The organism is Maridesulfovibrio sp. FT414, assembly GCF_050916235.1.
Taxonomy (GTDB): domain Bacteria; phylum Desulfobacterota; class Desulfovibrionia; order Desulfovibrionales; family Desulfovibrionaceae; genus Maridesulfovibrio.
Map to the genome: position 1 here is coordinate 1,112,154 of NZ_CP104854.1, position 12,493 is coordinate 1,124,646.

The 12,493-nt window shown below is 51.7% G+C and carries 10 protein-coding genes and 2 tRNA genes; 6 read left to right on the forward strand and 6 right to left on the reverse strand.

Annotated elements, in window-relative coordinates; genetic code table 11:
• Window positions 1–2 precede the first annotated feature (2 nt).
• From N7E73_RS04955 to N7E73_RS04975, 5 genes are read right to left on the reverse strand one after another with little or no spacing between them, the layout of a single operon-like run.
• Complete coding sequence (locus N7E73_RS04955) at window positions 3–560, reverse strand: Fe-S-containing hydro-lyase (protein WP_432737920.1); 558 nt, start codon at window positions 558–560, stop codon at window positions 3–5.
• Window positions 560–1,399, reverse strand: a complete 840-nt coding sequence (locus N7E73_RS04960; protein WP_432737921.1) for a fumarate hydratase — start codon at window positions 1,397–1,399, stop codon at window positions 560–562. The genes N7E73_RS04955 and N7E73_RS04960 overlap by 1 nt, the downstream gene beginning before the upstream one ends.
• 3 nt (window positions 1,400–1,402) lie before the next feature.
• Complete coding sequence (locus N7E73_RS04965; protein ID WP_432737922.1) at window positions 1,403–2,140, reverse strand: fumarate reductase iron-sulfur subunit; 738 nt, start codon at window positions 2,138–2,140, stop codon at window positions 1,403–1,405.
• A 20-nt stretch (window positions 2,141–2,160) separates the two neighbouring features.
• Window positions 2,161–4,014, reverse strand: coding sequence for a fumarate reductase flavoprotein subunit (locus N7E73_RS04970; protein ID WP_432737923.1), 1,854 nt, complete (start codon window positions 4,012–4,014; stop codon window positions 2,161–2,163).
• 13 nt (window positions 4,015–4,027) lie between these two features.
• Entirely contained in the window at window positions 4,028–4,675 is a 648-nt protein-coding gene (locus N7E73_RS04975; protein WP_432737925.1) for a succinate dehydrogenase/fumarate reductase cytochrome b subunit, read from the reverse strand.
• Between the two features lie 1,110 nt (window positions 4,676–5,785).
• On the opposite strand from N7E73_RS04975, the gene N7E73_RS04980 reads away from it, so the two are divergent.
• From N7E73_RS04980 to N7E73_RS05005, 6 genes are all read left to right on the forward strand, one after another.
• Window positions 5,786–6,358, forward strand: coding sequence for a TetR/AcrR family transcriptional regulator (locus tag N7E73_RS04980; protein ID WP_432737927.1), 573 nt, complete (start codon window positions 5,786–5,788; stop codon window positions 6,356–6,358).
• Window positions 6,322–8,529 (forward strand): MFS transporter, encoded by a 2,208-nt coding sequence (locus N7E73_RS04985; protein WP_432737928.1) that lies wholly within the window; start codon window positions 6,322–6,324, stop codon window positions 8,527–8,529. Before N7E73_RS04980 ends, N7E73_RS04985 begins: the two co-directional genes overlap by 37 nt.
• Window positions 8,526–8,936 carry a hypothetical protein gene (locus N7E73_RS04990; protein WP_432737929.1) on the forward strand — a complete coding sequence of 137 codons (411 nt, stop codon included), beginning with the start codon at window positions 8,526–8,528 and terminating at the stop codon, window positions 8,934–8,936. Before N7E73_RS04985 ends, N7E73_RS04990 begins: the two co-directional genes overlap by 4 nt.
• Window positions 8,937–9,064: 128 nt before the next feature.
• Window positions 9,065–9,141: transfer RNA gene (locus tag N7E73_RS04995), tRNA-Arg, on the forward strand.
• 198 nt (window positions 9,142–9,339) lie between these two features.
• Window positions 9,340–9,416: transfer RNA gene (locus N7E73_RS05000), tRNA-Arg, on the forward strand.
• Between the two features lie 223 nt (window positions 9,417–9,639).
• On the forward strand, window positions 9,640–12,057 hold the full coding sequence (locus tag N7E73_RS05005; protein ID WP_432737930.1) for a cache domain-containing protein: 2,418 nt from the start codon (window positions 9,640–9,642) through the stop codon (window positions 12,055–12,057).
• Window positions 12,058–12,095: 38 nt separating this feature from the next.
• On the opposite strand, the gene N7E73_RS05010 is transcribed toward N7E73_RS05005, so the two are convergent.
• Window positions 12,096–12,464, reverse strand: a complete 369-nt coding sequence (locus N7E73_RS05010; RefSeq protein WP_432737931.1) for a hypothetical protein — start codon at window positions 12,462–12,464, stop codon at window positions 12,096–12,098.
• Window positions 12,465–12,493 lie beyond the last annotated feature (29 nt).

Consider the following 12,493-nt stretch of genomic DNA (forward strand, 5'->3'; position numbering starts at 1 on the left):
CGTTACTCAACACCCGCCGCCTTTCTATCAGGAACAGCGTATAATTCACCGCCGTGAGAATCGTTGATGACCAGAAGTGGAAAGTCCTCAACAGTCAGCTCACGGATCGCTTCGGGGCCCAGTTCATCGAAAGCGATGACTTTCGCTTCCTTGATGCACATGGACAGAAGAGCACCAGCACCTCCGGTGGCTCCGAAATAAACAGCCTTATAGTCTTTGAGAGCCTGTTTCACGGCATCATTACGCTTGCCCTTGCCGATGCTGGCCTTCTGGCCGAGGCTGTGCAGACGCGGAGCGTAAGTGTCCATGCGGTAGCTGGTAGTGGGGCCTGCCGACCCGATGGGCCTGCCCGGTGGCGCCGGGCTGGGACCAACGTAATAGACTACCGATCCTTTCAGATCAAAAGGAAGCTCTTCGCCTTTATCGAGAAGGTCAACAAGTCTTTTATGGGCAGCGTCACGGGCTGTGTAGATGGTGCCGGTCAGCTTGACCACGTCACCGGCCCTGAGCTGGTCCATGTCCTCATCAGTCAAAGGGGTGGTAAGTTTATATTCAGCCATTAGAGTTCCACCTCCTCATGCCTTGCGGAGTGACACTGAATGTTTACGGCCAGCGGCAGACTCGCAATGTGGCAGGGGCGCATTTCGATTTTGACGTCGAAAACAGTGGTCTTGCCGCCCAGCCCCATGGGGCCGATACCGAGCTTGTTGAGATCTTCCATGAGTTCGGCTTCCAGTCTGGCGATTTCCGGGTCAGATGAAGGTTCGCCAACCTTTCTCATGAGGGATTTCTTGGCCAGCAGGGCGGAATATTCAAATGTTCCGCCGATACCGATGCCCACCATTGTCGGGGGGCAGGGGTTGGGACCGGCTTCCGCAACACGCTCGATGACGAATTTCTTGATGCCTGCCCAGCCCTGTGCAGGGGCGAGCATGGTCACACGGCTCATGTTCTCTGAACCGCCGCCCTTGGCCATGAAGAAGATCTTGATCCTGTCTCCGGGAACGATATCAAAATGGATGATCGCCGGAGTGTTATCCTTGGTGTTGGCCCTGGTCAGGGGGTCACAGGCGGATTTCCTGAGGAAGCCTTCCTCGTAGCCCCTGCGGGTTCCTTCATTGATGGCGTCACGGATATTCATGCCTTCCACATGGACGTCCTCGCCCATCTCGACGATGTACACGGCCAGACCGGTATCCTGACAGAGCGGCAGACCGGATTCGGCGGCCAGCTCCCAGTTTTCCTTGATCTGCCTGAAGACTTCCTTCGCAGCCGGGGACTCCTCCGCAGCGGCACACTCTTCAAAGCGTTTTTTCACATCCTCGGGCAGGTAGCGGTTCGCGCTCACGCACATCTTCGCCACTGCATCGACAATCTGTTCGGCTTTAACGGTACGCATAGCTTACTTCCTGAATATTTCCTTGATTGCGGTGATACCCATCTTCCGGCGCAGGAAACCGAGCTGGTTCTGCAGCGGCAGGTTCTTGGGACATACGTCCTCGCAGCCAAGGAGGCCCATACATCCGAATATACCTTCATCATTACCGATAATCTCAAAGTATTCGCGGTCGGTACGCTGGTCGCGAGGGTCGACAACGAAGCGGGCTACGCGGTTAAGCGCGGCAGCACCGAGGAAGTCGTCACGCAGGCGGGCTGTACCGCAGGCGGCAACACAGCAGCCGCATTCAATGCAGCGCTCAAGTTCGTAGATCTGTTCGGCCACTTCGTTTTCCATACGCTCTTCAAGTGCGGCAGGATCAAAAGTCCTGTTGGTGTGAATCCACGACTCGGTGGACTGGTACATTTCCCTGAACCAGACACCTGTGTCGACCGAAAGGTCACCGATCAGTTTGAACACGGGCAGCGGCATCAGGGTTATCTGGGTGGGCAGGTCCTTGGTCTTGGTCTGACAGGCCAGACGGGGTCTGCCGTTGACTACCATGGCACATGCGCCGCAGATACCGGCACGGCAACAGAAGTCGAAGATCAGGCCCGGGTCCTGTTCCTCGCGCAGGCGGTTGAGTGCGATGAAGAGTGTCATGTTCTCGGTTTCATCCAGCACAAAGGTCTGCATGCGCGGAACCGACCCCTTATCCTGCGGATTGTAGCGGAATATATCAAATTCGAGTTGTCTGCTCATTATCATTTCCTTCTCAGGGGTTATTTCTTGATCATCTTGGCTTCAATCTCGGCCTTGTCGGCTTCAATGATCTTGCCGCCGCCGTAACCGCGGTCTCCCGGAGGAATTTCATAGACCGGGGTGGCTTCCTCGTACTGGAGATCGGGCATATCGGCACCTTCGCGCCAGTAGGCCAGAGTCCTGTTCAGCCATTCACGGTCATTACGTTCCGGATAGTCCTCACGGTTGTGGGAGCCACGGCTCTCGGTACGCTCAAGAGCAGCCTTGGCAATACACAGTCCGAGCTTGACCTGCCCCTCGATCTTGAGTGCGGCGGCCAGTTCGTGGTTTGCACCCAGGCCGTCGGAAACCAGACCGACCTTACGGGCCTTATCAAGAGTTCCCTGGAGGGTTTCAATGCATTTTGTGAGTCCTGCATCATTTCTGAAGACAAAGCAGCCGTCCATGAGTGCGTTCTGAAGCTCTTCACGGACCTTGTAAACATTTTCCTTTCCGTTCGCACGACTGCGGAGCTTTTCAATACGATCCTGCTGTTTGCGCACGGCGTCGGCAACCAGAGCGGTCTTGAAATCGGTCTCGTAGCCCTTGAGGAATTCGACGATCTTGACGCCGATGATACCACCCGCAACAACGGTCTCGGCCAGCGAGTTACCGCCGAGGCGGTTGAAGCCGTGCATATCCCAACAGGCGGCCTCGCCTGCGGAGAACAGACCCTTGAGTCCGTAAACCGCACCGTCCTTGTTGGTACGCACGCCGGACATGGTGTAGTGCTGGGTCGGCCGTACGGGAATAAGCTGGGTTCTGGGATCGACACCGAGGAAGTGGTGGCAGATCTCGTCAACTTCACGCAGCTTGGTGGAGATGTGCTTGTCGCCGAGATGGCGGATATCCAGCCAGAGGTGCTCGCCGTACGAGGACTTTACGCCCTTGCCCTGACGCATGTGGTAGGTCATCCATCTGGAAACAACGTCACGGGAAGCCAGTTCGGCTTTTTCCGGCTCGTAGATGTTCATGAAGCGTTCTTCATTTACATCAAGCAGGGTTCCGCCGTCACCGCGGCAGCCTTCGGTCACCAGAATGTCGGTGGGCACGATGCCGGTGGGGTGAAACTGAATGGCTTCCGGGTTACCGATGGGAACAACTCCGGTATCATGTGCAAGGATATGCCCGCCGCCGTCGCAGATGACCGCGTTGGTGGTCGCCTTGTAGATACGCCCGAAACCGCCGGTGCAGATTGCAGTTGCCTTGGAGAGGAATACTTCCAGCTCACCGGTACGCAGACAGCGGACCACGGCACCGATACAGGTGTCACCGTCGTGGATAAGGGAAATGGCTTCCTTGCGGTCGAAAACATTGATTCCGAGTTCGGCGCATCGGTTGTCCATGGTGCACATGACCGCATGACCGGTTCCGTCGGAAGTGTAGCAGGTACGCCATTTAGCGGTACCACCAAAGGAACGGGCGGTAATCAGACCGCGTTTTTCCTCTTTCTCTTCTTTTTCAAATTTCTCGCCACCTTTGAAATAGAAGGATTTTCCGGGAACAACACGGTTCCAGGGTACACCCCAGTGTGCCAGACGACGCATTTCGATGGGTGCGGCATCCGCGAAAAGACGCGCTACTTCCTGGTCGCAACCCCAGTCAGAACCGCGCACGGTGTCGCCGAAATGGACGTCCACATTATCCCCTTCACCTTTGGCACAGTTGCCAAGGGCTGCCTGCATCCCGCCCTGCGCAGCCGACGAGTGGGATCGGCGTGCCGGGACAATCGAGAGACAGATTACGTCAAAACCTTCCTGGGCCGCCTCCACAGCCACGCGCTCGCCCGCCAGTCCGGCGCCGATAACAAGGAGATCAGAGTAATATGTTTGCATTTATGAACCCCGTTTAACTTAAAGTTACGAACCTGATCAGGGTGATTATGCCGATGACCATGAATGTCGCGAAAAGAACGGACTCAAGCTTCTTAGCCTGGGTTCTGTTCTCGGTCCTGATGACTCCCCACTTGACGCCGATGCGGTAGAAACCGACACTTACATGAAGTTCAACACAAGGCAGAAGAACAAGGTAGAAAAGCATCCACCCGCCCCCGGAAACACGTGCTGCCGACTTTGCTGCGGTGATTGGAAGATCATTTAGCACAACCCACATATGGATGGCGCCAAGAACAAGGATGATCATTGCGGTCACGGCCTGCACAACCCAGAGCCAGGTATCACGATGCTTGAGCATCTGAGCATGCTGCCAAATGGTGGCCTGTCCTTCCGCACGGAAAGGTATCTTTCTGGCCGCCAGAGCGAAATGTAGCAAAAAAGTTAAGAAAATCAAAGGGCCGCCGACCTGTGCCATATAAGTATGTTCAAAAAAACCTGCAATGGCATTCATTACGTTCGGTGAAATGACGACCGAGGAAACCAGCAGCATGTGACACCACATAAAAGCTACAAGCCCAGCCCCGGAAAGCATCTGCAACCAATCCAGAACAGCGTCCCGCTTTCCCGGGCGAGCCACGTGCATACCTACGTTTACAGCCATAATCATCCTCCTTTGACAGGATTTCTCCCGCATTAATGGATTACCAACATGACCTCATCAGCATGAGTACAGGTGGTCTTGAGACCGTTGCAGACCGACGGTCCGCAACATTCCAATACCAGAACTTCCGCCCCGGAGAACAGCCAAATCCTCCGGGAGCCGGGTTAAATACCCGGCTTAAAAGGCATGACCCCTTTCAAGGGAAATACTTTCGGAAATGGGTAAAACACCATATGCAAAGCATGCGGCAGCTCGGCCGCATCTCTGGTCGGGAATGAATTGTCTATGGACTGTAATGATGTGAAAGGTATAGAAGGGATGGCCCCGGAAACTCCCTGAAAAAAGGGACGGGAAAACCCGATATGATTTTTCTTAAAGCAGAAACCAGACGGAGATGACAGCCTGAAGACGGCAGACACAAACAGCTCTACTGCGCGACACAGCAGTCTGCTGTTCTGCCAGACCGCAAAGCAGGGCCCTACCCCTTTATTCGCGGCAATGTTTTGTCGTACAACTGGCATACATCCCCCGGCACCCGAAGAATCTTACCGGCAGGGACGTCCGGTCAGGACAATTCCCTACCATTCTTCGGGGAGATAGTTAACAAACCAGAATCACAAAACCTGAATCCCAAACTGTCAAAACAAGCGGCCTGAGCCGCTTTCCCCATTTAGTTGTAACTGTTTTAACACCCCTTAATTGGCTGGTCAATCAATTTCGAAAAAAACATTGACACCAAGCATTGTTTTTGCGCTTAGGCAACAGTAATACAAAACACAAAAGAGTTGCTACCACAACAAGAGCTCATTTATTTCGCGTCACTATACGCAATGAAACATACAACAAAGCGTGCATAAAATGATTATTGCTTAATTTTTAGCTGCTTGCATTATGTATTTCTCATTATTTAAATTTTCCTGTTGAATGACTTCAAAAAATATGAAACTCAGACGCAGAAGTTGACACTCACTTTTATGATGATTAATCGGTTGCAGGCCATACATTAGGGTTACATAATATTTTATTTTAATGTAGCCTGTCAGTTAAACCAAAATCCTCTGAACTGCCTTCCCCGATTTGCCTGAAACAGCACAACCTTGGAGTCTTGCCATGACCAAGAAAGAACGGATCCTGCTGGCTGCACAGGAACAGTTTGGAGAGCACGGTTATACCGCCACAACCCTCAAGATGATTGCCGACCACGCCGGGGTGGCCTCCGGGCTCGTCTCCCACTACTACGGAAACAAGGACAACCTTTTCCTTGAATCAGGCGGAGATCTAATCGACCAGATGCTCGGTATACTTACCGACAAGGCAAAGGCCGGAAAAAACGGCCTTGAATCACTGGCAATATTTGTACAGGCCTACTTCGATTTCACTCTGAGCAACAGGACAACCTTCCCCACACTGCTCAGAAGCTCACCTTTCAGCGACGAATATCCCCACCTCGACAGAAGCCACATTGCTGGCAAATTCAAAAAATTGATTGACCGCATCGAAGACTACATCAAAATTGGTATGGAAGACGGCTCCGTACGAGAAGTACCTCTGCCGCAGACCTCATACCTCGTCTACGGTCACATTGTCGGGGCCGTAAGAACCGAATTCCTGACCCCATTCAAGGTCGAAGGACTTTTCAAAGCAGCATGTCAATTCATAGTTCGAAGCCTGGGCAACAACTGACCGGATTCAACGCGTTCCTGCTTATGGTCGCTGTTTTTGCGGCCTCAATGGGCACTGGGGTCTTTTCGTTTACCCTGCCACTCATGAACCTTGATGAAAAAGCGGGCGGAATGTGGCTGGGAAGCGGTTTTGCCGGATACTTTCTGGCCAAGCTGCTCATTGCCCCGATGTCCGGGTACTATGCCGACCGCAACGGCATCCGCACTCCCCTGCTTTCCTCCTGCCTTGTAGCAGCTGCGCTGCCGATTCCGTACCTGCTGTTTCCGGCCATAGAGACTCTCTACACCATCCAGTTCTTTCTGGGACTCTGCGCCGGGACGATTCGTACCGTCAGCATGGCCGCCATCGGAACAAACATGCGCGGCAAGAGCCTTTCATCGAATTTCGCCCACCTGTCGGCAGTTATGAACAGCTCTTTCCTGCTCGGTCCGCTGCTGGGAGGATTATTATATATAGATAAGGATTACCTTCCGGTGCTCTGGGCCATGTCCGGATTCATGGGAACGGCTTTTCTGCTTTTCATACTGTCCGCGAGACACTATCAACCATTGCCCCATGCGAATGAGGAGACACCCCCGGTCCGTGCGGAGGCGTCTTCATATATGAATATCATGCTGGCCCTGTTCGGTCGCGCAATGGGAATCGGCAGCATGATAGCTTTCTACCCGGTGCTTCTAAAGTCCGTATTGCAACTAAGTCCGGGCATGACCGCCATGCTGTTTTCTTTGCCGAGCCTGATCACCGTGCTGCTGCTGCCGCTCAGCGGACGGATTCTTGCCGGATTCGAGCGAAGGCTGACCACCTGCTGCGGGATGTTCACAAGCGGTGCTGCCCTGTATCTTGCAGCCGGGTGCAACACAGTCCAGGGCTTTATTCTGGTCGGAGTAATTTCCGGCATCGGGGCGGCGGTTTCCATGCCGGCATCCATGTCAATCTGTGCCGAACTTGGCAGCAGAAAAGGCAGAACTCTCGGAGTTGCCAACATGGCCGCAAATCTGGGATTCATGGCCGGTCCTCTATTCTGCGGTCTGCTGGTGACTGTGACCGGACATATCGCCGCACCGTTCAGGCTCACTGCCATTGTCGGTATCCTGAGCTGCCTGCCCCTTTTATATGAAGTGGCCCGCGTAAAAAGACTTAAAAAAGCTTCGCTTGCTGCCATAATCTTAACTGCCGCAGCCCTGTTCGCGGCAATCCCCGCGCAACTTGTTCCACCGACAGTCAACGAAGGGGATAACCTGTTCCGTTACAGCGATGTAGCCATGGGTACAGTTGTAAACCTTACCATTGCAGGACAGGCAGATCAGGGCACGGAAAAAATGGCCCGGGAAGCCGTCAGCACGATGCATCAGCTCCAGAAGGACCTGGACCACCGCAACAGGCGGGGATCGGTGGGCAGAATCAATCACGATGCCGGAGGAAAAAGCGTAAAGGTTTCCGACAAAGCATTTGAAACAATCATGCGCGGCCTTGAGATCAGTGAAAAATCCGGCGGCAGCTTCGACATAACCATCGGAGCAATCACCACAACGCCGTTTTATTACGCCCTTGATCCCGAACGCTTCACCGGTCACAAAAAACTGATCGACCACAGACTGGTTGAATTCGATAAGGAAGGAAAACGGGTCAGACTGCCGTTAAAAGGCATGGCTCTGGATCTCGGAGGACTTGCCAAGGGAACCATTATCGATGCCGCGGCCCAGCATCTGAAACAGTCCGGCATCAGGACAGCCATGGTTGAGGCCGGTGGGGACTTCATGGTCTTCGGAGACCGGACCTGGGCCATCGGAATCCGCAACCCGAGGGGGGAGGGCATCATAGGCCTGATTGACGTCAAAAACAGCGCTGTCTGCGGTTCAGGAGACTACTACCAGTTCATCACATCGGTAACACTGAACGACAACACCAGAAAACATCACATCTTTGATCCGGCCCTGCTGAGGTCTTCCGTAGGCTGCATCGCCACGACCACAGTAGCTCCTAACGCTGAAACTGCCGATGCTCTGGCCACAACTGTATTCATCATGGGACCGGATAAAGGTCAAAAATTCATGCACGATTTCTTTCCCGACAGCTCTGCCATGTGGATTATGCCGGACCTGAGTATCCGGACCACCCCGAATTTCCCGGAAATAAAACATCCGGATACAACAGAATCCACTGAACAATGACAGAACAGCAGACACTGCTCATCTACGCGGCAGGCTGGCTGCCAATGCTAGCAATCGCCATTGCCAACGGAGCCCTGCGCGAACTCGGCTACGCAAAATTCATGACCGAGATCCGTGCGCACCAACTCTCATCGTTCACAGCTATAGTCGCATTTTTATTCTACACCTATATATTAAACAGGATACTGCCGCTCACATCGGCCCGCCTGGCCTTACAGGCCGGAGGGCTCTGGTTAGTCCTGACCGTATTGTTTGAATTCATTTTCGGATACCTTGCCGCAGGAAAAACATGGAAAGAACTCCTTGCAAACTATAATATTTTCAGAGGACGCCTCTGGACTCTTGTTCTTGTCAGCGTTTCAGCTGCGCCGATTGTAATTTACCTTTTGGGAGGCAATTCAAAATAATTACTTATTTTTTAGCTATTTATGAGAGACAACACTAGTTTTGCAAAAAATCGTTTCCAAAAAAAACAATTTTATTTAAAATAACGCTTGACCTTAGAGGGGTTTCTCCATAGAACCCTCTTCAACGCGCGCCTGTAGCTCAGCTGGATAGAGTGCCGGACTACGAATCCGTAGGTCAGAGGTTCGAATCCTCTCAGGCGCGCCACTAAGTGAAATCAAAGGGTTATGATCAATAGATCATAACCCTTTTTTAGTTTATCTGGCCGCCCTCGTTTGCAGTTATAAATTTAACTACCCAAAATAACTACCTCTGATTTCAAAATATCTTTTTCAACTTTTTTTGTTTTTTAAAAAATAACTCTTGACCAAACACAGGTTTCCACATAAACACACAACTCGACGCGCGCCTGTAGCTCAGCTGGATAGAGTGCCGGACTACGAATCCGTAGGTCAGAGGTTCGAATCCTCTCAGGCGCGCCACTTAGAGATACCATAGGGTTACGATATAAAATCGTAACCCTTTTTTTATTACCTGCATATCTCCGAAAGAAGGCTCCAGCTTTCAGGAACATATCCAGAACAACCTTCCGCTCATTCAAGACTTGTCCGCCTCAGCACCAAATGGTATATAATAATGGCTGACGAAATCTGCTTCATTAAACCCGGTACCGCTTAGAAACTGTTTTCAATAAATGGACATCGCATGAAAAGTATCGTCTCAGTACTTTCCCGCTATATGCTCACCCTCTGCTTTTCCTCCATTATGATCTTCGGAGGGCTGACTGTTTATTTCATGGTCACAGACTACCGGAAGGAATTGCAGAAAGTGGATGAAAGAATAATGCGAGGACTCGAGGACTCTCTTCTGCGCGAAGCTTCACGTCTTCAGAATTTCATAGAATTCAGCCGCAACAACGCCCAGATGCAGGGGGTCAAAAACATCAGGAACTTCATACTGGAAGCGCACAATCTCTCCGAAATCCTTTATAACCGCTACAAAGATTCCATGCCGGGGGAAGATCTCAAGACCCTTATTAGGGAAACCCTGCGCTCCATGATTCACCACTACACGGACTCCTACATTTTCATTGTCGATATGAACGGCATAGAACAATTGCATACAGATCGTCCTGAAATGGAGCAAAAAGACCTGTCCATGCTGCAAAGCACGGACGGACGTTTTGTCGTCAAAGACATGATCAGCATGGTCAGGGATCAGGGAGAAGGATATATTGACTATCTCTGGACCAAACCGGGTGCGGAAGGATCAGGTCACGAGAAAAAATCATTTCTCAAGCTGTTCAAGCCCTACCAGTGGATAATCGGGACAGGCGCCTACTATGCCACAATAAAGGAACAGACCCAGAAGGAAGTTCTCAACAGGCTAAGCACCCTTAATCCGGGCAAGGATGGCTTCATCTTTGCCGGTACGTACTCGGGAGTGCCGCTACTTGGCCCAGGGCTGGACCGGCGCGAACTGAACATAGCAGATGCAGGCGGGAGCAATCCGGTTCAACACTTTGTGACTCTTGCCAAGTCAGGTGGGGGTTTTCTCACCTACAAGACCATATCCGGAGACTCCAGACACGATTCTCATAAAGTTCTGAGCTACTGCACAGCTGTACCCGAGTGGCAGTGGTATATAGGCTCGGGAATCGATATCAGCATGGTGGAAAAAAAGCTTAGTGCGGAGAAAGACAACCTTCTTACAACCATGATACTCAAGATATCCTCTGTAAGTGCGTTGCTGCTAATTTATTCGATTGCCACAATATTCTTCTCGGAACGATTCAGAAGAATGATCAGTGACAACTTCAACTCTTTTGACCGCTTTTTCCGCAAGGGTATGGAAGCCCCTGTAAAGATTGACCGCTCCCAGATAGCATTCAAGGAATTCGACCAGATGGCTCAGCTTGCCAACTCCATGATCGACAGCAGGGAAGAAGCCAGGCAGAACCTTCTAAAATCAGAAATCACCTACAGGGAAATTTTCAACTCCACCAAAGATGCAATTGCGGTCATGGACATTGAGAAGCGCATCTTTACGGACGTAAATCAGGCCTTCCTAGATTTCTTTGGGATGGATAGATCAGATGCCGTAGGGATGAGCCCGGAAGACATAAGCTTCAACACTCCGCCCTACGACAACAGATATGCGGCAGAACTATTCAAGAAGGCACAGTCCGGCGAGACCGTTCATTTCGAATGGATGGTGAAAAAGGCAAACGGAGAACCATTCTGGACCGACAACCTGGCAAGAGTTGCAACCATCGGAGCCCAGAAAAAGATTCTTATTGTCATGCGTGATGTGACCGAACGCAAGAAAATGCACAGGATAATGATCCAGACTGAAAAGATGATGTCGATCGGTGGTCTTGCCGCCGGCATGGCCCATGAGATCAACAACCCGCTGGGTGTGATCATGCAGGTCTGCCAGAACATCATCCGGCGCACCTCCCCGAATCTGAAAAGCAACCAGCCTGTGGCGGAACAGTGCGGAGTCGATCTGGACAACCTGCGCAACTACATGGAGAAAAGAGGCATAACAAACTACCTGCATGCCATTCAGGATGCCGGAATGCGGGCGGCCACCATCGTCAAATCAATGCTGGACTTCAGCCGCAAAAGCAGCTCGGCAAAATCTTCATGTAATATTGAATCGGTAATCGAGACAGCCATCTCGCTGGCATCCAATGACTACAACCTAAAAAAACAATACGATTTCAAAAAAATAAAAATAATAAGGGACTACAGTTCCCCGCCCATGTTCAATTTCACCGAGATGGAAATAAGCCAGGTCATCCTGAACCTGATAAAGAATGCCGCGGAGGCACTTTCGGAAGAAAACAATACCGGCAAGGTCCCGACCATCACCATCAGGACATCTACGGACAAGCAGTCCGTGAGAGTGGAAATAGAAGATAACGGTCCGGGAATTCCAGCAGAGACGCTTGCCCGTGTTTTCGAACCGTTTTACTCGACCAAAAGTCCGGGGTTAGGCACAGGGCTCGGGCTTTCCGTTTCCTATTTCATAGTGACCCATAACCACGGGGGAACAATCACTGCCGATTCAAATACCGGCGAAGGCACCAGATTCACAGTGACACTGCCCATGCTTTAGCTGCCGGGGAGGCTCAATTCCCCGACAGCAACCAAATTCTATGCCTTTATGCTGCTATCTGGCATGTCACCGTTTCCGCCCATAAGATCCCAGACCAGCCGGGCAAGCCTGTTCTGGGCAACCTTGGTATGCGTATTTCCGGCTTTATCCAGCTTTTTGCGCAAGGCAAGGGTGACATTTTCGTCCCCGGTAAGGTCAAAAATAATATCAAGACCTACTCCGAGCCCGACAAGTTCAGTCATGCCCATGATCGGCACTCCATCCTTTTCCGCCTGCCTGCGCCCTTCTGTATTATACAGTTCGCTGACGGCCTTTACCCTGATTACATCTGTCCGGCCCAGCACCTTCTGCAGAAAGGCGGACCCTACCCGCCCCAGACCGACGATGGCAATATTGTGTTCTTTCATAACCCAGCTCCCACTTTATCAACATGTTG